The sequence below is a fragment of the Niallia yueguangensis genome, from assembly GCF_052663115.1.
Genome location: NZ_JBQTCX010000006.1, coordinates 47,800 through 68,543 on the forward strand (window position 1 = coordinate 47,800; position 20,744 = coordinate 68,543).

The window sequence follows — 20,744 nt, forward strand, 5'->3', positions numbered from 1 at the left end:
CCACCTTATTATTCATATTTTATTAAAATTATGACTGACACTCCCACCGCTAAAGCAATGGGGTTCTGAAAAACTCTTGCTTCTCTTCATTCATACATGTACAAGTACATTCACACACTCCACACTTTTACAAGTGGACGGCTTGGGAATGAAGCACTGACATTAATAAACATCATGTTTAAAGGTTTATTCAGAACTTTCACAGCCAAAGCAACCTCTGTTGCCATTTACGACTGCATCTATGGCCCTCACAGACTCGGTAGGTCACACCGCCATTTTTGTTTTTTAAACCGCTGCTGCAGCTTTTTTGTTTTTTAATTGAATGCCTGAATTTAACACCATTACACCTTGTTTCTCTATTCGTTCTATTTCTTTATCATGTAAAGATTGAAACAGCTCAAATGTCTTTTCACAAAGTTTTCTATTCGTTTTTGTTCCGGTACAATTGGAATTCATCAACAGAAACGCCGAGTATAAATCTCGTTGAATGCTTGTCCCATCATCAAAGCTGTGCCATCTTTCTTTCAATTCTTTTTTCGTATAATCATTTGTCTTATGATTATATTGACTCGCTTTAAATGTTCTTGTATTCACTTTTTTAAATATTCCGCCTTGAGCTGTTACTTTTCGTTCAAGTATGTTTATAAACATTGCAGGAGCACGGTGCCCTATACTTTTTCCAAAACGCTTTTTACGTTTGTATTTTCCTGTTTTTTCACTGATTTCTATTTTCTTAGAACGTTTTTGCAAACTCTTTATGTTCATTTCTTCCCAGTAATGTTCATCTCCGAAAGAGAGGAGTCTATTAGCTAATGTACGATGAGATAGTTTTCTACAAACGGCCTGTTTTCGGTATAACTCTTTCAGTTTCGATTTTAACTTCAAATAACCTTTGGAGTAAATCCACGTCTTTTTTCCTTTTTTAATCGTTCCATCTGGATGATAATTTTTCGGATTCATCGCTCGTTTTGAACGATCCATTTTTCTTTGAATCAATCGAATTTTCCTTGATAGATTCATCACATTCCCAGCTAAATTCGTTAAGAGAACGTTATTCTCTCCAACGACTGCGATAGAAGAAGTTCCTAAATCTCCGCCAACACGACCTTCCCCTATTTGATACCTAAATGAACCATCTTTATTTCGTTTCGCTGGAGGAAATCCTTGAACGATCAATTGTGCAAAATAACGAGTTTTCCCACGTATTACACGTTTTACAATACGAACATATTTCACTTTATAGAAAGAGTTTTTTACCTCGCCTTTTTTAGTTTTGTATTCAAATTCAACGCTGTTTTTGAGGTTAGACAATGCTTCCTGCATGTACAAATCATTTTCTTTTATCATTAAATTTATTTTTGTTTTTCCATAAACAATGTTTCCATCTCGATAAAACCACCCGGTATTGTTTTTCTTCCCTTCAAAACTAACTATTTCTCCGCGTTTAATAAAGTTTACTCTCTTGGATTCACCCTTCAATTTCTTATGAAACGTATTCCAAGCACGAGTAGCTGCCTTCTGAGCAAAATCTGCATTTAATGTATTTCCAAAATGGTTCCGAATGGCTTTAAGATAATCGTGCATAGCATACTCCGTTAACTCAAATTGTTCTTGTATATCAAATATTTTCCTCATGATTTGCTTTTTCTCGTTTTGATAGAATTGGATGTTCTTTTTATTTCCTTGTGCTTTGTAGTAGGAGAGTTTTTTAGAAACAGCACGAAGACATCTACTTAATTTTTTATATTTTTTTGTCCGTTTCATTTGTGCCTCACGTTTTAATAATACTCCAAGACACGAATTATAAATGACGCGACTCACTTCTAAATCGCTCTCTATGTCTTTTATAATAGAAGGATTTGTCCATAATTCCATCGTTAATACATAGGAAGGTTTTTTCTCCTTTGCCATTACAAAAACCTCCATACAGAACATTTGTTTGCGTTATAATTATAACAAATAAAATGGAACAAATGTACCTTTTAACAAAATGTTCAAAAAAAGCAAATTCCTCCCACACCTGAAGGAATGGGCTTCCTTTGCCTAAAATTCTGTGAAAACTTAGTTTCTCTGCAAAAAAGGCCTGGCTCATTTTTTAGCCAAGGCGCTTCCGCTTTTCTTTGTCTAGCTACAGCGCCTAGCCCCTGTGAAAGATAATCACTTGTCTCTAAAAGTAAAAGACACTTTTTGAGACAAGTGAACATTTTTCTTCGGGGCTGATCAAGGCGCTTCCGCTTTTATTATTTTTTTGCCGTATATTTCGTTAACAAACTACTTGCATCTGCTACTTGAACACCTTTATAGTAATGTTTCACAATATCTTTATAGTTCTTTCCTTCTGAAGCCATTCCATTCGCTCCATATTGACTCATGCCAACACCATGGCCATATCCTTCTGTTGTAATTACGATGTTGTCTCCTTTGCGTACCCATTTAAAATCAGTGGATTTTAACTCAAGTTTATCTCTTATATCTTTACCTGTTAACACTTTGCCATTAATATTTACTTTCGCAACACGTTTTCCTGCTGTGTACGCTGTAATTTGTCCTACTTCTGCGCTGCTGGTTAAGGTAACGCCTAGTTTTTGTTCAAATTCCGCTACCGACAGCACCTTTTTTCCATTATATTTTGGAGACTTTATATCCCACGGACTTTCCACACTTGTTAAATAGGGGATCTTATTTGGCCATATGCTACTAGAGCTTTCAGTATAACCATTGCTTGTCGAAAAAAAAGTGGCATCAATTGGTTTACCAGCATACGTCAGTATTTGCCCCGAAGTAGCTGCGACAGCTTCTTCCAATTTTTTAATTTTCCAATTATAATCAGATGCTTTCCAAAGCTTTTTTAATTCTTCCCTGCTTTTATATACTTGATAATTGATAGAATCACCAACTACTGCCCCGTCAGGAAGGTCTGATGACTCACCGCTTTCCAACTTCTTTACAATGTAGGTTCTTGCCGTTAACGCTTGAGCCTTTAACGCTTCTGGATTAAAATCTGCAGGCATTTCACTAGCTACCACTCCAAGAACATATTCATCTAAATCTAGCTTTTCTACTGCCTTTTTATTTTCTCTATAAACTGCTACCTCAACGGCAGGCCCTGAAGTCTTTTTGCTTTTATTTACTTCTTGCACATTTTCTCCTAATTTTCCACTAATCTTTGCCTCCATAAAAGGTAGAACTAATATGGAAGGTATTAATAATGTGATGGCAAACAGAATTACTCCTAGTACGATGAATGGTTTGATTTTAATCATGTCAAGGCCCCCATATGAACGAAATAAGAAAAGCGCAGGCGCCTTGCTCAGCCCCGAAGAAAAATGTTCTCTTGACTCAAAAAGTGTTTTTTACTTTTAGAGGCAAGAGGTTATCTTTCACAGGGGCTAGGCGCCGGAGCTGGACATCTATCTAACTTCAAAAAACTTGTCTTTCTTATCCAATAAATGACGTCTCTTCTTAACATTCATATGGAGTGGGACATGCTTTTATGACAAGATTAAGCAGGAGGAAAATTCTTTTCGAAACAACTAAATAGTTGTTCTATCAGCGTTTTTTTTGCATATTATTTCATTAATACCCTTTTTCCCGCCTAACTTTCAAAACCTCTAATTAAAAACCACTCTTTTCACATTCAATACCTTTTTAAAGAACAAAAGAGCAAGCGCCTTGAACAGCTCTGAAGAAAAATGTTCACATGACTCCAAAAGTGCTTTTTACTTTTAGAGGCATGGGGTTATTTTTCACAAGAGCTAGGCGCTGGAGCTAGATGCGGACACAACCGCCGAGTTATCCACAATCCCATTTCGTTTATAATTTCTTAGACGACAAAAAAACTGCAAATTTTATTTATCACCAATAAATAAAATTTGCAGCCAAATAGCTTTATGCATTTAAATCAGCAACATAAGATGCTGTTAATGTAACCTCTTCTTCTTCTGTTACTCTTTCAATATCCGCACCTAATGCAGCAAGTTTTTGATGGAAATTAACATAACCACGATCTAAATGTTTAAGTTGCGTTACGCGTGTGATTCCATCTGCAGCAAGGCCAGATAAAATCAATGCAGCCGCAGCACGAAGATCAGTTGCTGCTACTTCAGCACCTTGTAAATTTGTTGGTCCATTCATAATAACCGAACGACCTTCAATTTTCACATCACCATTCATACGTCTAAATTCTTCTACATGCATAAAACGGTTTTCAAAAACAGTTTCCGTTATCATACTTGTTCCTTTAGCACGAAGTAATAATGCCATCATTTGTGACTGCATATCTGTTGGAAATCCAGGGTGTGGCATTGTTTTAATGTCTACTGCTTTTAAATTATTTGCACTGATTACACGAATGCCGTCTTCTTCTTCCTTAAAAACAACACCCATTTCTTCCATTTTTGCAATTAAAGAAGATAAATGTTCAGGAACAGCTCCTTGTACAAGGACATCTCCTCCTGTAATAGCAGCGGCAACTAAAAATGTTCCTGCTTCAATTCTATCAGGGATAATACAATGCTCTGCACCAAATAATACGTCTACCCCTTCAATTCGAATTGTCCCAGTACCCGCACCTCTAACTTTTGCACCCATCTTATTTAAGAAATTAGCTAAGTCAACAATCTCAGGTTCTTTTGCAACATTCTCAATAACAGTTGTGCCTTTTGCCAAAGTTGCTGCCATCATAATATTTTCTGTAGCACCAACACTTGGGAAATCTAAATAGATTTTTGCACCTTGTAAACGATCTTCAACTGATGCTTCAATAAAGCCATTCCCCACTTGAACTTTTGCACCCATTGCTTCAAAGCCTTTAAGGTGTTGGTCGATTGGTCTTGAACCAATAGCACAACCACCTGGTAATGCTACTCTCGCTCTTCCGTTTCTAGCGAGCAGTGAACCCATAACTAAAACAGAAGCACGCATTTTACTAACATATTCAAAAGGTGCTTCCACACTTAACTCTTGTGATGCATCTACAACTACTTCATTATTATGAAATTTAACTTCCGCATTTAAAAAACGCAATACTTCGTTAATTGTATATACATCTGAAAGAGTTGGAACTGATTTAATAATACTTTTTCCATCACTTGCTAATAATGTTGCGGCGATTACAGGCAAAACGGCATTCTTTGCGCCTTCTACTTTAACCGTTCCATTTAACCTTTTTCCGCCGCGGACGATGATTTTATCCAAAGTGTATTCCCCTCCGCGTCCAATGTCTCTATATTAATATTCAATCGTTATGATGGGTGTGCCAACTACAATGGTAGTTTTACCGCCCATTCCTTGTGTTCTTATTCCTAATTGTAAATTCATTGCCTCTTTGCTGTTATGAACTGTCTCTTCAAATATTGGTGTATAAGCAGAAGTAGAAATAAATTCATTTTCTTTTAACGCTTCTATTTGTTTTGCTTGAAAAACACTTAGCAAATGGTTTACATAATAAGGCAAAGACTCATTAATCTTATCATTGAATTCGCCTTTTATACAAGAGAAAATTGTAGGTTCACCCCGAAATATGGCAGAAATATTTTCTTCTATTTGCTGTTGCAGCTTTTTATTTGTTTCGTCTTTTAACTCCTTCCCTTTTGCCTCATATATAATATATGATTGGGAAGTTTTTGTTGTTAAAGAAGTAGTAATAATAATGCTTTCTTCCATGTTTTTATTAGACCGCAGCAAAGCTTTCATTTGCCAGCTTTGTCGATTTTTTGTTTCCTGCCATTTCGCTGTCGGGAATTTTTCCTTCATTAATTCTTGGTAATTTTTCGCATCTTGTATGGTTGTTACATTTTCCAGCTTTTCTCTTGCATTTAGAGACCATTCATTGATTTGAATCCCGTTTTCATTTTTTAATATTTCATTTATAGTGAACAAATCAAGTTGTGTATGCGCATTAATGGTGTTATATCCAAGTATCCAAACAGCAAACCCCATAAAAATAGTGAAAGTGATATAAAATATTTTATTCATTTATAATTCCTCCCCCTTACTACCATTTTGTCCATGGCGAAGGATTGCATACAGAGGAATTGTCGTCACATTTTGACAAGAATATTTTCTTTAGTAATAGACATACTATTTTTTATACACACGCAATTTGAATTGTACAGAAAAACACCCCAAATGAAAACATGTATGAAGACCTATATTTTATGCTTTTTATGCAGTTCATTGCATAATTAATGGCAATTGCTGCGACCATGTTAAATAATCTAAGAAGAAATTACTAATAATGGAACCAATAATAATAGACAATAATACATATAATACTCTCGCTTGAAAAACTTTGTTTGCACGAAGGAATTTATCAAAATTTAAGGATTGTAATGCCCACCATGCTAATGCAATAAAAATAACATGAGCGATGATACTAAGTAACGCTTGCTGTCCGAAATTTGAAATCAACTAGACACATCCCCCAATCTAAAACGATTCCTTATGTACTAACTCTTATTTGACGAGTTAACTGCTAAAAAGGTTTCATCTTTTTTTATTTTTCTTATTAATTAGCTCCGTTTAACGATCATGTTGTTTATGGGAAGAGAATCTGCGAGACTCCTGTGAAAAAACGATCTAAGCAAGACGGCTTGCCAGTTCGTCCGCGGAAAGGGAGTGAATTTCCTGACCTTTTGAAAAGGCTGTTTTCGTATAGATTATTGCTTTTAAACGCGCAGCCTGAATACACTTCGTCCGTTTAGCGAGCGTCGAGCCTCCTCGTCGCATACGCTCCTATGGGGTCTCGTCTTTCTCGCATTCCCACAGGAGTCTACGTGTATTCAGTCTGTTAAGTACTTCTTCTCCCATTTTTTCCACGTAAAAAACAACAACCTTTGAGAAAATAGCCTTTAGAAAATCACCCATGGAATTTAACAGAGAACATAAATTAAACTGTATATTTTTTATATTATCTTTTCCTGTCCGATAAAAAATACCTCTCTATTGTATGGTAAACAATAGAGAGGTATTTATCATTATTAATATTTCTTTTCAACAATGGATATACGATTCATTGCACGTTTAAGAGCAAGTTCAGCACGTTTAAAATCTACATGTTCATTTTTTTGTTCATGTATTCTTTTTTCGGCACGCTCCTTAGCTCGTAAAGCACGATCATAATCAATTTCTTCCGCAGTTTCAGCAGACTGAGCAAGCACTGTTACTTGTTCTGGACGCACTTCCAAAATACCGCCATTTACAGCAATATATTCAGAAGACTTCCCGTTTTTCAAGTGAATTGCCCCAATTTTTAGGGGTGCTACCATTGGAATATGCCCTGCAAGTATCCCTAATTCTCCACTTTCTGCTTTTGCGATAACCATTTCAACGTCTGATTCATGCACCGGGCCATCAGGAGTTACTACATTGACTTTAATCGTCTTCATTTCTACCCCTCCTGATTATGTTTAAACTTCAACACCCATTTTTTTTGCATTCTCAACAGCTTCTTCTATACGTCCTACAAGACGGAATGCATCTTCTGGAAGATTATCGTATTTTCCTTCCAAAATATCTTTAAATCCTTTTACTGTTTCATTTACTGGTACATAAGATCCTGCTTGACCTGTAAACTGTTCAGCAACATGGAAGTTTTGTGATAAGAAGAACTGAACTCTTCTTGCACGGTGTACAACTAGTTTATCTTCATCACTTAACTCATCCATACCAAGGATACTGATGATATCTTGTAGCTCTTTGTAACGTTGTAATGTTGACTGTACTTGACGTGCAACACTATAGTGCTCTTCTCCTACAATTTCTGGAGATAATGCACGAGATGTTGATGCTAACGGATCAACCGCTGGATAAATACCCATTTCTGTTAGTTTACGCTCTAAGTTTGTTGTTGCATCTAAGTGAGCAAATGTTGTAGCAGGAGCCGGATCTGTATAGTCATCCGCTGGTACGTAAATTGCTTGAATAGATGTTACAGAACCTACACTAGTAGATGTAATACGCTCTTGCAGTTTACCCATTTCAGTAGCAAGTGTTGGCTGGTACCCAACCGCTGAAGGCATACGGCCAAGAAGGGCTGATACTTCTGAACCTGCTTGAGTAAAACGGAAAATGTTATCGATAAAGAATAATACGTCCTGACCTTGTTCGTCACGGAAGTATTCTGCCATTGTCAATCCTGTTAATGCAACACGCATACGGGCACCAGGCGGCTCATTCATTTGTCCGAATACCATCGCTGTTTTTTTGATAACACCAGAATCAGTCATCTCAAAGTAAAGGTCATTTCCTTCACGTGTACGCTCTCCAACTCCAGCAAAAACAGAGATACCACCATGTTCTTGTGCAATATTATTGATTAATTCTTGGATTAAAACGGTTTTACCAACTCCCGCTCCACCGAACAATCCAATTTTCCCACCTTTAATATAAGGGGCAAGTAAGTCTACAACTTTAATACCAGTTTCCAAAATTTCAACTTGTGTTGAAAGCTGTTCAAACTTAGGAGCTTCTCTATGAATAGAATCACGTCTTGCATCCGCAGGAATTTTTGGATCTAAATCAATTGTTTCTCCTAAAACATTAAATACACGTCCTAGTGTAACGTCCCCAACAGGAACTGAAATTGGCTTACCAGAATCCTCTACTTGTGTACCTCTAGTAATTCCATCTGTAGAAGACATTGCAATAGTTCGAACTGTGTTATCACCTAAATGAAGGGCCACTTCAAGCGTTAATTCGACATTCGCATCACTACCAGCAGTTTGAACTACTTTTAATGAGTTATTAATATCAGGTAAATATCCTCCGTCGAACTTAACGTCAACAACTGGTCCCATTACTTGAAGAACTCGTCCTAAGCTCATTATTTTCCCTCCTAAACTTTCTCTTAAAACAAGGGTGTCCAAACAAGAGACTAGCTACCCATTATACATTTCTATTGTTAATGAAATGTATAATGGAGTAGATAGTCTTTTGTTATGAAACAACCTTTTTCCTTTTTTTAAAGGAACTATTCTAATGCAGCAGCTCCACCAACAATTTCGGTAATTTCTTGTGTAATCGCTGCTTGGCGTGCACGGTTATATACTAAACTTAAATTATCAATTATTTCTTTCGCGTTATCTGTTGAGTTTTTCATTGCCGTCATCCTTGCAGAATGCTCACTTGCCTTACTATCGAGCAATGCACCATAGATTAAGCTTTCAGCATATTGCGGCAGTAAAACATCCAATATTTCTTCTGCTGATGGCTCAAACTCATAAGAAGTAAGCTTCGTTGCAGTGCTACCTAAATCTGTTAGAGGAAGAATTTTCTTCTCTATTACATCTTGTTGAATAGCACTTACATAATGACTATAGTAGATATTTAACTCGTCAAATGTACCATCCGCAAACATTCCTACTGATTTGCTAGCTACATCTTTTATATCTAAAAAATCAGGCAGGTCTGGTATTCCGATTACATCCAAAACAACATTATACCCTTGTTTCACTAAGAAATCGCGACCTAATCTGCCGACAACAATTATCGCATATTCATCTTTTGATTGATGACGTTCTTTAATTGTTTGGCCAAGCTTTCTTAAAACATTACTATTATAAGCGCCTGCTAGTCCACGTTCCGATGTAATAACAATGTATCCTGTTTTTTTGACTGGTCGATTTTGAAGCATAGGATGTGCTGCAGCCGATCCTCCTAATGCAACAGAATGAGTGACCTCTTCGATTTTCGTCATATATGGGGCAAACGATTTAACATTTAATACAGCCCTGTTCATTTTTGCTGAATAAACCATTTGCATGGCTTTGGTTATTTGACTCGTTTTTTTTGTAGAATTTATACGAGATTTTATATCACGTAATGATGCCAACGGTTCTCACCACCAATCATAAGTTTGTCTTCTTATTCAGAAGCTACAAACGATTTTTTAAATTCGTTAATAGCAGCTGCCATATCATCGTCAGCTGGAAGTTCCTTTGTTGACACGATGTGATCTAACAAATCTTTACGGTTGTGATCTAACCAATTTAAATATTCCTCTTCAAATCGTCTAATATCATGAACTGGAATATCATCAAGGAATCCACGTGTTAATGCATATAAAATAGCAACTTGTTTTTCGACTTTTAATGGTTTATTTAAATCCTGTTTTAGTACTTCTACTGTACGCGCACCACGATTTAATTTAGCTTGTGTCGCTTTATCTAAATCAGAACCAAATTGAGCAAATGATTCTAACTCACGGTATGATGCAAGGTCAAGACGTAATGTACCTGCAACCTTTTTCATCGCTTTAATTTGTGCTGATCCACCTACACGTGATACAGATAATCCCGCGTTAATAGCTGGACGAACACCAGAGAAGAATAAATCAGACTGCAAGAAAATTTGTCCATCTGTAATCGAAATTACGTTTGTTGGAATATACGCAGATACGTCACCCGCTTGTGTTTCAATAAATGGAAGAGCTGTAATAGATCCGCCACCTTTTGCATCACTTAATTTTGCAGCACGTTCTAATAAACGAGAATGCAAGTAGAATACATCCCCTGGATATGCTTCACGGCCTGGAGGACGACGTAATAATAGTGACAGCTCACGATAAGCAGACGCTTGTTTAGATAAATCATCATACACGATTAACACGTGTTTGCCGTTATACATAAATTCTTCTCCCATTGCTACACCAGCATATGGAGCTAAGTATAGTAACGGAGCTGGTTGAGACGCTGATGCAGTTACTACGATAGAGTAATCTAATGCACCATGCTTACGAAGAGTTTCAACCGCATTACGAACTGTTGATTCTTTTTGACCAATTGCAACGTAGATACAAATCATATCTTGGTCTTTTTGGTTTAAGATTGTATCGATTGCTACAGATGTTTTACCTGTTTGACGGTCACCAATAACCAATTCACGCTGTCCACGTCCGATTGGAACAAGCGCGTCGATTGCTTTAATTCCTGTTTGAAGCGGTTCACTAACCGATTTACGATCCATAACACCTGGTGCAAGAAATTCAATTGGTCTTGTTTTGCTAGCATTAATTGGACCAAGTCCGTCAACTGGCTGCCCAAGTGAGTTTACTACACGACCAACTAATTCTTCTCCTACAGGAACCTCCATTATTCTGCCCGTACGACGAACTTCGTCTCCTTCACGAATATCCGCAAAAGGTCCAAGAATAATGATACCAACATTGCTTTCCTCTAAGTTTTGCGCTAAGCCCATCACACCATTTGAAAATTCAACCAGCTCGCCAGCCATACAATTGTCCAGCCCATGAACACGTGCGATACCATCACCAATACTAATAACTGTACCGACTTCACTAACTTGAACTTCCGATTGATAATTTTCGATTTGCTTTTTTATAAGAGCACTAATTTCTTCCGCTTTGATGCTCATGCGTTTCACCCCTATCTAGAAATACTATCCTAATAATTTTCGTTGTAGACGATCTAGTTTGCCTTGCAAGCTACCGTCAAAAATTTGATTTCCGATTCGAACAATTATTCCACCTAAAAGATTGGAATCTACTATATTTTCAATATTAAGCGATGTTTTACCCACTTTTACTGCAAAAGCAGCGGAAATTGCACTTTTTTCATCATCTGATAATGGTCGTACAGAGTAGACTTTTGCATCTGCAATCCCTTTTTCTTCATTTATTAAAAATAAAAATTGATCACATATACTTGCAATATAGTCTTCACGGTGACGATCTATCAATAACATCAATAAGTTTTGTAAAGAGCTGCTTGCCTGAGCAAAAGCATTCTTTACTAACTCTTTTTTCTTCTCCAATGAAATATTAGGAGATTTTAAAATCAGATGTAATTCAGATGAAGCAGTAAAAAATGTTTTTACAACACGAACTTCCTCTTCCAATTGATCTACGTTACCGTTCTCTTTTGCGATTTGGAAAAGGGCTAAAGCGTATCGCTTTGAAACTCCTATATCCATCATCGTTTTTCGCCTACCTCTTGTATATAATCATTTATCAGCTTCTCTTGATCTTGTTCATTTAATTCTTTTTCAATAACCTTTGAAGCGATTAATACAGATAGTGACGATACTTGATCACGAATAGCTGCAACAGCCTTTTCTTTTTGCTGATCAATTTCAAGCAAAGCAGAGCTCTTTAAACGTTCTGCATCTTGTTTTGCATCTGCAATAATTTGTTCTCTTTGTGCATTTGCCTGAGCTTTTGCATTTTCCATTAAATTTTGCGCTTCTACACGCGCTTCTTTTAACAATACACGTTGCTCTTCTAAAACGTTCGCAGCATCTTTTCGGCTTTTTTCTGCTGCTTCAATTTCGTTTGCTACGAACTCTTCCCTTTGTTTCATGATTCCCATTAATGGGCCCCAAGCTAATTTCTTTAACAAAAAAAGAAGAACGATAAAAACAACGAGCTGTAAGATAATATCTCCATAATTTATACCTTCATGAGATGCAGCTTCTGCAGCTCCCAGAACTAAATTGTTCAATAACACTTGGTTCACTCCCTTCAATACTCAACCATTATTACATTTTAGGACATAAAGGAAAGGCGAAGTTCTTATAGAAGATTGTCTTCGCCGCATAAGATAACATTATGAATTAACGGTTTAAAACCATGAATGCAATAACTACGCCGATAATTGGTAGTGCTTCTACTAGGGCAACACCGATGAACATTGTTGTTTGTAGTAAACCGCGCGCTTCTGGTTGACGAGCAATTCCTTCTACTGTACGACCTACGATTAATCCGTTACCAATACCTGCTCCAAGTGCTGCTAAACCGATTGCTATTGCTGCTGCTATAAGATTCATTATTTTTTCCTCCTAATTTATAAACATAAGTTATTTTTTAGTTTCACCTTTTGTAACAAAGGGTATATATTAATGGTCATGACTAACTTTATGAGACATGTAAACCATTGTTAACATTGTAAAGATGTATGCCTGTATTGTACCGACAAATATCGAAAAACCTTGCCATACAAGTGTTAACGGAATGGCAGCTATTAAGCCTGCTGTTCCTGTAGCTGCTAATGATCCTACTAAAAGGGATAGCAACAATTCACCTGCATATATGTTACCGTAGAGACGTAATCCAAGAGTAAGTGTATTTGCAAACTCTTCTATGATTTTTAAAGGAAATAAAAACTTCATTGGACTGAAGAAACCTTTAGAATATTCTTTAAATCCTTTTTGTTTAATACCATAATAATGAGTGAGAGCAATAATCAACACTGCTAGTGTTAACGTAATAGTTGGATCTGCTGTCGGTGATTTCCACCAAAGCTCCCCATTTATTACAATGGCAAAAGGCAATCCTAACATATTTGAGACAAAAATATAAAATATAAGCGTGATACCTAAAATATGGAACTTCCCACCATCTTTCCAGTCCATTGTACTGTTGATGATATTTTTTACAAAGTCCATTACCCACTCCATAAAGTTTTGGAGTCCAGTAGGCTTTAGGGCCAGCTTTCGTGTTGCAAGTACTGCTATAATTAATACTATTGCACTTGCAATGGTAATCATCATTACATTTGCTAAATTAAACTGCAAAAAATCGATGCCAAACAAGTGGTAAATCGGTTCTTTATGTTCCAATCATGTTCACCTCTCTTTTTTGTTACTACCTGTTTGAATAGTATTTAATATAAAATCTATCATAATGACTACATAAGAAGTCATTAATCCAATAACCACACTAATAAGATGAATATGTTCAGGAAATTCCATCGCCAATGCTACTCCAAGTATAGCGGTTGCCATTCTTGACAGCATGCCTAACGAGGATATTTTTTTTCCTTTATCAATTGCTGTATTAAACTTCCCCATTCTTCTTACTAGTAAAAACATGTTAAAAAAGCTTAAACCAGTTCCAATAATCAGCCCTAAAAAAACCGGCTGGAACGGGGTCAAAGCCCACCCTATTAAATATAAAGACAATAAAACAGATATGTATCTACCTTGTCTTGATAGCATCAGTCTAATTTCAAGCATAATTAGCCAATCTCCTGATCACTTTCTTTCTGCAAAACTGTTTAGTCAAATGTCAGTGTCTAAAGCTCTACTTTCTAGTGAAAACATATTAGAAAAAGAAAAACCTCATAAAAACAAAGCAATCTCTTAAAATCGCCTAAATTAAATGAAAAATTAAGCTGAAAACCCTGCCATTCTTCCCTTTGTAAGCATACAATAAGCCAATGTCAATGTCAATTAGTATTAATAGTGTTGAAACGCTACAATCATATATTTCACAATATATTCATGATACTATTATTGAAAACGGATACTTCAAAAAAAGAGCATGGAATGTTACAAAAAAGTGGCTATTGATAAGTACCTGTTTTAACATTATTTATTTTAACATGAAATAACTATTTTTTTATAGATTAGAGAATTTATTCACATACTTTTTAAATTTTTATAAATATAGACCGAATTTATAGAAGAAACACATACTCATTTAGGAAAACTCTATCATTATTACGGTTCCCCTCAAAGTTGCGTTTCTTCTATATATATCATATGTCATTTTGATTTCCATGGTCCAATAGACAAATATGAACTAATGATGTCCTCTTTTCCGGATTTTCGTGCAAATACTTTTACTATATATTCCCCTTCATCTGGTATGTTCTCTTCTTTAATTTTAGATGTTATCATCCCTCTTCTAACATCTTTTTTCCAATCTAGAAATTGGGCAAACTGTAAACTTTCTTTTTCAAATAAGGCGATGCCAAACTCCTCTGCTCCACCAGGTAAATACACTTCATATTTATATGTGTTTTCTTTGTTATCTTTTATAAGGTCGAATCCCATTATTCTTGGGTAGTTCGGTTCTTCTAGTACATATAAATAAGGAATATGTATTTGTTGTTTTCCTGCCCTTATTTCTAATGTACCATCTTGAAGATTCTCTTTAAAAACTTCACTATCCACCATCATGCTAATCGGTACATTTTTTGTTTCCCCCTTTTCTAAACGAAAGGAAAAGGGCATCTCCCAAGTAATGCCGTCTTTCTTTTTTGGTATAGAAAAGGAGATCTGTTCTATTGTCTCTCCGACATTTTTTACTTTTATATACGCTGTATGCTCATGGAGATGGTCAACAAACCGGAATTTCCCAAATCGAATAGAGCCGGGCATGATGAGTATATTAGCTCTAATGGCCTCTTTCACTTGAATTCTTCCCGCTCCTTGTTCATATACTTTATATCTCTTTCCTTCTCGATTCATCATTGGTTTTGCCGTATTCATAAGAGCCGCTTTTACTTCTTCCGGGGTCCAATTAGGATGGGCTTCCAATATCAAGGCACATGCTCCTGCTACATGGGGTGCAGCCATACTGGTTCCTTGAAGGGACATATATCCACCTGGAACTGTGCTATTTATCACAACCCCTGGAGCAAGCACATCTGGTTTTATTTCCCAACTATTAGTAACAGGGCCTCTTGAACTAAAATCAGCTAGTAGATCTTTTTCCCATTTTGTTTCAACACGTACATATAAAGGAGCGTTTTTGAGTTTTTGTTTAATGATTTCTCCTTCACCTTTTGTTATTCCCGCAACAGGAATAGGAATTTCTTTTTCCAAGCTTCCGATAAGAGGACCATCGATATTGTTAGAAATCAGCACAGCTGTTGCTCCAGCTTTATACGCATTCATGACCTTTTCTGTAAAAGTCAATTCCCCTCTTTCTAATAACACCATCTTCCCATCTACATTTTTTATATTTTGTTTCTTCCCAAGTCCTGCACTAACTACTTCCATTAAATTAGACTTTCTCCAGCTTTCGCTCTGTTTCATACTAGTTAAAAATAGGGATTTATTATTTATTTTTATAGAAGCTATTTGCATATATGGGGTAGAAGCTCCAACAGAAATTGCTTTACTTGCTGTACCAGGAGAACCTACTGTCCATTCAGAAGGTCCCGAATTACCTGCTGCAGCAACCGCAATAATCCCTTTTTTTACCGCTTTATTTAAAGCTAAACTAATAGGGAGATCCGGCCCATTTATTTCACTACCCAATGACAGGTTTAAAATATCTACTTTATCTTTTATCGCTTGTTCAATAGCTGCTAGTATTTGTTCTGTCGTTCCAGATCCGCCTGGACCAAGTGCTCGGTAAGCAATAATTTCTGCTTGCGGAGCAACCCCTTTTATTTTTCCATCTGCGGCAATAATACCTGCAACATGTGTACCATGCAGTGTATTTCTCGTTCCCTTCCCAACTGTTTCCATCGGGTTTTTATCACGATCTACAAAATCCCATCCTCCTTTATAATTTGCCTTTAAATCAGGATGCTTATAATCAATCCCTGTATCAATCACCCCAACTTTTACCCCCTTTCCGGTCAACTGTTTATATGTTCGATTAATATTTTCTTTGAATTCTGCTCCAATTAACTGCACCGGATTTTCGGTTTCTACCTTATAAGTATGTACAGGCGAAACCATTTCAACTAATTGGTTTCGTGCTAATATTTTCAATTCAGCAATCGATCCCTCCACAGAAAACCCGTTGAAAACTTCATGAAAAACATTGCGTTTTTTTATCGTTTTATAAGACTGTAAAAGCTGGTCTATCTCTTTACTCGAAAAAGGGTTTTCTGTTTTAACAATTGCTATTTTTCTTTCATTAAAGTTTTCCTTTGGAATAGATGGGAGATTTATTGAGATGGCATGTGTATTATTTGTCCATAGGAGCGTGCATAAGGCTATTAGTATGATGAATTTTTTCATGTTGGATCTCCTTTATACTTTACTGAAATAAAATTTGGAGAATTTATGATAAAGGGTATAGCTTATCGTTTCACTTAAAGGGAAAAATATGTGTGAGGAGGGGATTTATTATGACAGGAAATATTTACGAGTATTTGTTTTTCCAACATATGAAAGCTTCATGGAGCGCAGTAAATGTTTTGCAATATGCTCAGATGATATTACAAGAAAATCTCTACATTGTTGATTTGTAATTGTAGTGTTGATTAGCAAATAGTCAATGATTGCTTGAATATGCGCATTTTTCGAAACAAATTGACAGCTTGGACAAATCCACTTTCCTTTTGTTCTCACCATGGAAAAAGATAAACATTTTTCACACATCACCCCTTTCTCGATATCTTTAAACTCAATGTTATATTGGAGAAAAATTTCTTTACTTATACAATTTGTTTGCCGTATTAACAAGGGATATGCTTTTTTAATTGATTGTTCAGGGACTTTATTTTTTCATATCTCTTCATATTTTCAACTATTTTTTCAACAATCGCTTCTGGTTGAACCATTCTATCAAAAAATTTGCGATCCTCTTCATTTGTTTTAAGAATTGTGTATGGATTGCTAATAACAATAAAATTTTCCACTTGAAAATTATTAATGTTTTTACTTTCCAACCTTCTTTTAAACAAAAAAGCCTGCCTTTTCACTTGTAAAAATGGGTTTGGCAATACCTCTTCTTTTGATTGATAGGTCCGAATAAGTTGATTTTTCCGCTGGTCAAAGTACAATGTACCAGCAATATTTTTCACTTCTAGTATAAAAATAACATGTAAAGAAATGATTAATGTATCAATTTGAACGGTCATTCCTTCTATTTTTATCGTAACATCGTGAAATATATCAAACTTATCACTTGGTAAAAACTTTAAATAATAATCTACATTCCTTTCTCCTTTATATCCCGCAAGCCTTTTGGCATAATCGACTTTTATTTTAGGATGTGATGGATGTTTTTTAGCCCTCATTAACAACATTTTAACTTGCAATAATTTAATCGGTTCCTTTCGTTCTTTTAAAATCATATAAAATACTCCTTTGGAAGAAATTTTGAGGTTGAGCAGATGGATTTTTCAAATGAAATTACATATAAAACAAGGAATTAAAGCAGAAGGAAAGGAAAAAAGAAGAGGAGATATTTCATTTTATCATTTTTTTCATAATATACAGTAAACATCCTTATATGTTCACAAGATTGTCTAATTTAGATCAAATCTATTGTTCTTTCCTGAGGTGAATTCCATTCTTCATCAGATGGAGGGCTGCTCCTTTCCGGCGAGGTTCCTTCTTCGTCCGGCAGATTTCTTCTCTCATCCGGCGAGGTTCCTTCTTCGTCCGGCGGATTTCTTCTCCCGTTCGGCGGGATTCCTGCTTCGTCCGGCGAATCCCCTACCTCATCCGGCGGGATTCCTGCTTCGTCCGGCAAGGTTCTCATTTAAAAAAAAGAAAAGCCTGTCACTCTATATAAGTGACAGGCTTTAAAAGTTAATCTATATTATTTTGTACCAAACAAGCGGTCTCCTGCATCACCTAAACCTGGTACTATATATCCTTTTTCGTTTAGCTTTTCATCTAATGCTGCAATATAAATATCTACATCTGGATGTGCTTCTTTCAGCACCTCAACGCCTTCTGGAGCAGCGATTAAACACATAAATTTAATGTTTTTTCCGCCGCGTTTTTTTAACGAGTTAATCGCTTCTACTGCAGATCCGCCAGTAGCAAGCATTGGGTCTACTACGATAAAATCTCTTTCTTCCACATCTGATGGAAGTTTTACATAATATTCTACTGGTTTTAATGTTTTAGGATCACGGTATAAACCAATATGTCCAACTTTTGCAGCTGGAATTAGTTTTAAAATTCCATCAACCATTCCGATACCGGCACGTAAAATAGGGATGATGCCTAATTTTTTACCAGATAGTACTTTTGATTTTGTTTTGCTTACAGGTGTTTGAATTTCGATCTCTTCTAAAGGCATATCACGAGTGATTTCAAAAGCCATTAATGTAGCAACTTCATCTACTAATTCTCTAAATTCTTTTGTACCTGTTTGAACTTCTCTAATGTATGTAAGCTTATGCTGAATAAGTGGGTGATCAAATACAAATACTTTTGCCACAACGTTCACTCCGTTTCCTTCTTTTTTTCCAAAACACACTTCTATTTATTTTACAGAAAAAATAGGAACGAATCAACAAATAGTATGTTTCATTTATATATAACGCCTTTAGTCAGGAAAAATAAAAAAGCAAACCTCAAGATTATCACACCTTAAGGTTCGCTGGTTTTTCTTATAGTTCTTTATATAAAACGAATTTGCTTGTTAAAGCTTCTACGCGATTTGCTGCTTCAGCTAATTTTTCGTTATCTTCGTGGTTTTTAAGTGTAAACCCAATGATAGAAGCAATTTCATCCATGTCTTCTAAACCAAAGCCACGAGATGTTACAGCTGCTGTACCAATACGAATACCACTTGTTACAAATGGGCTTGCAGGATCAAATGGAATAGCATTTTTGTTAACAGTAATACCTACTTCATCTAGAACATGCTCTGCTACTTTACCTGTCAACCCTAATGATTGAAGATCCACTAATATTAAATGGTTGTCTGTTCCGCCAGATACTAAGTTTAATCCTTCTTTTTGCAAACCTTCTGCTAATCTCTTAGCATTAGCGATAATGTTTTGGCCATATACTTTAAACTCATCTTGTAATGCTTCGCCAAACGCAACAGCTTTAGCAGAAATAACATGCATTAACGGTCCGCCTTGGATTCCAGGGAAAATAGATTTATCAATTTTTTTACCGAATTCTTCTTTACATAAAATCATTCCACCACGTGGTCCGCGTAATGTTTTATGTGTAGTAGTTGTTACAAAATCAGCATATGGCACTGGGCTTTGGTGTAAACCTGTAGCAACAAGACCAGCAATATGAGCCATATCTACCATTAAATATGCTCCTACTTCATCAGCAATCTCACGGAATTTTTTAAAATCAATTTCGCGTGGATATGCACTTGCTCCAGCAACAATTAGTTTCGGCTTATGTGTTAGAGCTTTTTCTCGTACATCTTCGTAATTAATATATTGTGTTTCTTTATCCACACCGTATTCCACAAAGTTGTATAGAACACCGCTGAAATTTACAGGGCTTCCGTGTGTTAAATGGCCGCCATGTGATAAATTCATCCCTAAAACAGTATCTCCAGGCTCTAAAATTGTAAAATACACAGCCATGTTTGCTTGTGCACCTGAGTGAGGTTGAACATTTACATATTCTGCACCGAATATTTCTTTTGCACGATCTCTAGCAATATCTTCCACGATATCTACATATTCACAACCACCATAGTATCGTTTTCCAGGATAGCCTTCTGCATATTTATTTGTTAAAACGGAACCTTGAGCTTCCATTACTGCTTCCGTAACAAAGTTTTCAGATGCTATTAATTCAATCTTTGATCTTTGACGACCTAATTCTTGTTGAATCGCTTGATACACTCGCTCATCTTGTTGTGCTAAATGCTTCATTTGTAATCCTCCCTATAACTTGTCCGTATATTTTTTTCTCTATCTAACCGTAAATCCTATTATATTCTAACATGTATTTATTTTAAAAAGAAAGATAGAAAAACACGAATTATAAATTTATGTTCGAAACTATCGTTCGTATTTTGATGTTTCCTTTTTAACAGCCTGTGGAATTCTATTTGTTTTTAACGTTTTTCACTAATTTTAGTTATTTTCAAACGCTCTTTTCGTATAGATTGTTATTATTTAACCCGCAGCCTGAATACACTTCGCTTTCCGCGGACGAGTGCCGAGCCTCCTCGTCGCTATGCTCCTGTGGGGTCTCGTCTTTCTCGCTTTTCCCGCAGGAGTCTACGTGTATTCAGTCTGCTCAGTGCTTCAGCCATGTTTATTATTTATTCAAAAACAACAAACTTTTAGAAAACAGCCTTTCAAAAAATAAAGTACAAA

19 protein-coding genes are annotated in these 20,744 nt (G+C 36.0%); 1 reads left to right on the forward strand and 18 read right to left on the reverse strand.

Going from position 1 to position 20,744, the window contains the following annotated elements; translation table 11 throughout:
• Positions 1-285 precede the first annotated feature (285 nt).
• From ACTYA4_RS07425 to ACTYA4_RS07495, 15 genes are all read right to left on the reverse strand, one after another.
• Positions 286-1,911, reverse strand: coding sequence for an RNA-guided endonuclease TnpB family protein (locus tag ACTYA4_RS07425; protein WP_443480960.1), 1,626 nt, complete (start codon positions 1,909-1,911; stop codon positions 286-288).
• A 329-nt stretch (positions 1,912-2,240) separates the two neighbouring features.
• Positions 2,241-3,263, reverse strand: a complete 1,023-nt coding sequence (gene spoIID / locus ACTYA4_RS07430) for a stage II sporulation protein D (protein WP_443480959.1) — start codon at positions 3,261-3,263, stop codon at positions 2,241-2,243.
• Between the two features lie 625 nt (positions 3,264-3,888).
• Positions 3,889-5,196, reverse strand: a complete 1,308-nt coding sequence (gene murA / locus ACTYA4_RS07435; protein WP_443480958.1) for a UDP-N-acetylglucosamine 1-carboxyvinyltransferase — start codon at positions 5,194-5,196, stop codon at positions 3,889-3,891.
• A gap of 33 nt (positions 5,197-5,229) precedes the next feature.
• Positions 5,230-5,976 carry a YwmB family TATA-box binding protein gene (locus ACTYA4_RS07440; RefSeq protein ID WP_443480957.1) on the reverse strand — a complete coding sequence of 249 codons (747 nt, stop codon included), beginning with the start codon at positions 5,974-5,976 and terminating at the stop codon, positions 5,230-5,232.
• 198 nt (positions 5,977-6,174) lie between these two features.
• A complete protein-coding gene (locus ACTYA4_RS07445; RefSeq protein WP_443480956.1) occupies positions 6,175-6,411 on the reverse strand; it encodes a DUF1146 family protein in 237 nt (78 codons plus the stop codon).
• Positions 6,412-6,980: 569 nt separating this feature from the next.
• Positions 6,981-7,388: a F0F1 ATP synthase subunit epsilon gene (locus tag ACTYA4_RS07450; RefSeq protein WP_443480955.1), complete on the reverse strand. Its 408-nt coding sequence runs from the start codon at positions 7,386-7,388 to the stop codon at positions 6,981-6,983.
• A gap of 21 nt (positions 7,389-7,409) precedes the next feature.
• Positions 7,410-8,825, reverse strand: coding sequence for a F0F1 ATP synthase subunit beta (atpD, locus tag ACTYA4_RS07455; RefSeq protein ID WP_443480954.1), 1,416 nt, complete (start codon positions 8,823-8,825; stop codon positions 7,410-7,412).
• A gap of 146 nt (positions 8,826-8,971) precedes the next feature.
• Entirely contained in the window at positions 8,972-9,832 is an 861-nt protein-coding gene (atpG, locus tag ACTYA4_RS07460) for an ATP synthase F1 subunit gamma (RefSeq protein WP_443480953.1), read from the reverse strand.
• Between the two features lie 32 nt (positions 9,833-9,864).
• A complete protein-coding gene (gene atpA, locus ACTYA4_RS07465; RefSeq protein WP_443480952.1) occupies positions 9,865-11,373 on the reverse strand; it encodes a F0F1 ATP synthase subunit alpha in 1,509 nt (502 codons plus the stop codon).
• Between the two features lie 24 nt (positions 11,374-11,397).
• Complete coding sequence (locus tag ACTYA4_RS07470) at positions 11,398-11,934, reverse strand: F0F1 ATP synthase subunit delta (protein ID WP_443480951.1); 537 nt, start codon at positions 11,932-11,934, stop codon at positions 11,398-11,400.
• Positions 11,931-12,464, reverse strand: a complete 534-nt coding sequence (locus ACTYA4_RS07475; protein WP_443480950.1) for a F0F1 ATP synthase subunit B — start codon at positions 12,462-12,464, stop codon at positions 11,931-11,933. Before ACTYA4_RS07475 ends, ACTYA4_RS07470 begins: the two co-directional genes overlap by 4 nt.
• 106 nt (positions 12,465-12,570) lie before the next feature.
• On the reverse strand, positions 12,571-12,783 hold the full coding sequence (atpE, locus tag ACTYA4_RS07480) for a F0F1 ATP synthase subunit C (protein ID WP_443480949.1): 213 nt from the start codon (positions 12,781-12,783) through the stop codon (positions 12,571-12,573).
• Between the two features lie 69 nt (positions 12,784-12,852).
• On the reverse strand, positions 12,853-13,575 hold the full coding sequence (atpB, locus tag ACTYA4_RS07485) for a F0F1 ATP synthase subunit A (protein ID WP_443480948.1): 723 nt from the start codon (positions 13,573-13,575) through the stop codon (positions 12,853-12,855).
• 6 nt (positions 13,576-13,581) lie between these two features.
• Positions 13,582-13,971 (reverse strand): ATP synthase subunit I, encoded by a 390-nt coding sequence (locus ACTYA4_RS07490; RefSeq protein WP_443480947.1) that lies wholly within the window; start codon positions 13,969-13,971, stop codon positions 13,582-13,584.
• A 531-nt stretch (positions 13,972-14,502) separates the two neighbouring features.
• On the reverse strand, positions 14,503-16,719 hold the full coding sequence (locus ACTYA4_RS07495) for a S8 family serine peptidase (protein WP_443480946.1): 2,217 nt from the start codon (positions 16,717-16,719) through the stop codon (positions 14,503-14,505).
• A 110-nt stretch (positions 16,720-16,829) separates the two neighbouring features.
• On the opposite strand from ACTYA4_RS07495, the gene ACTYA4_RS07500 reads away from it, so the two are divergent.
• A complete protein-coding gene (locus tag ACTYA4_RS07500; RefSeq protein WP_443480945.1) occupies positions 16,830-16,952 on the forward strand; it encodes a hypothetical protein in 123 nt (40 codons plus the stop codon).
• 207 nt (positions 16,953-17,159) lie between these two features.
• On the opposite strand, the gene ACTYA4_RS07505 is transcribed toward ACTYA4_RS07500, so the two are convergent.
• From ACTYA4_RS07505 to glyA, 3 genes are all read right to left on the reverse strand, one after another.
• A complete protein-coding gene (locus ACTYA4_RS07505) occupies positions 17,160-17,780 on the reverse strand; it encodes a nuclease-related domain-containing protein (protein ID WP_443480944.1) in 621 nt (206 codons plus the stop codon).
• Positions 17,781-18,250: 470 nt separating this feature from the next.
• Entirely contained in the window at positions 18,251-18,880 is a 630-nt protein-coding gene (gene upp / locus ACTYA4_RS07510) for a uracil phosphoribosyltransferase (RefSeq protein ID WP_443480943.1), read from the reverse strand.
• Positions 18,881-19,052: 172 nt separating this feature from the next.
• Positions 19,053-20,294: a serine hydroxymethyltransferase gene (gene glyA, locus ACTYA4_RS07515; RefSeq protein ID WP_443480942.1), complete on the reverse strand. Its 1,242-nt coding sequence runs from the start codon at positions 20,292-20,294 to the stop codon at positions 19,053-19,055.
• Positions 20,295-20,744 lie beyond the last annotated feature (450 nt).

Bases quoted from the DNA above. Each gene is read 5' to 3' on its own strand.
- ACTYA4_RS07425 (WP_443480960.1), bottom strand. From the start codon at position 1,911: ATGGCAAAGGAGAAAAAACCTTCCTATGTATTAACGATGGAATTATGG.
- spoIID (WP_443480959.1), bottom strand. From the start codon at position 3,263: ATGATTAAAATCAAACCATTCATCGTACTAGGAGTAATTCTGTTTGCC.
- ACTYA4_RS07440 (WP_443480957.1), bottom strand. From the start codon at position 5,976: ATGAATAAAATATTTTATATCACTTTCACTATTTTTATGGGGTTTGCT.
- ACTYA4_RS07450 (WP_443480955.1), bottom strand. From the start codon at position 7,388: ATGAAGACGATTAAAGTCAATGTAGTAACTCCTGATGGCCCGGTGCAT.
- atpD (WP_443480954.1), bottom strand. From the start codon at position 8,825: ATGAGCTTAGGACGAGTTCTTCAAGTAATGGGACCAGTTGTTGACGTT.
- atpA (WP_443480952.1), bottom strand. From the start codon at position 11,373: ATGAGCATCAAAGCGGAAGAAATTAGTGCTCTTATAAAAAAGCAAATC.
- ACTYA4_RS07470 (WP_443480951.1), bottom strand. From the start codon at position 11,934: ATGATGGATATAGGAGTTTCAAAGCGATACGCTTTAGCCCTTTTCCAA.
- atpE (WP_443480949.1), bottom strand. From the start codon at position 12,783: ATGAATCTTATAGCAGCAGCAATAGCAATCGGTTTAGCAGCACTTGGA.
- ACTYA4_RS07490 (WP_443480947.1), bottom strand. From the start codon at position 13,971: ATGCTTGAAATTAGACTGATGCTATCAAGACAAGGTAGATACATATCT.
- ACTYA4_RS07495 (WP_443480946.1), bottom strand. From the start codon at position 16,719: ATGAAAAAATTCATCATACTAATAGCCTTATGCACGCTCCTATGGACA.
- ACTYA4_RS07500 (WP_443480945.1), top strand. From the start codon at position 16,830: ATGACAGGAAATATTTACGAGTATTTGTTTTTCCAACATATGAAAGCT.
- ACTYA4_RS07505 (WP_443480944.1), bottom strand. From the start codon at position 17,780: ATGATTTTAAAAGAACGAAAGGAACCGATTAAATTATTGCAAGTTAAA.
- glyA (WP_443480942.1), bottom strand. From the start codon at position 20,294: ATGAAGCATTTAGCACAACAAGATGAGCGAGTGTATCAAGCGATTCAA.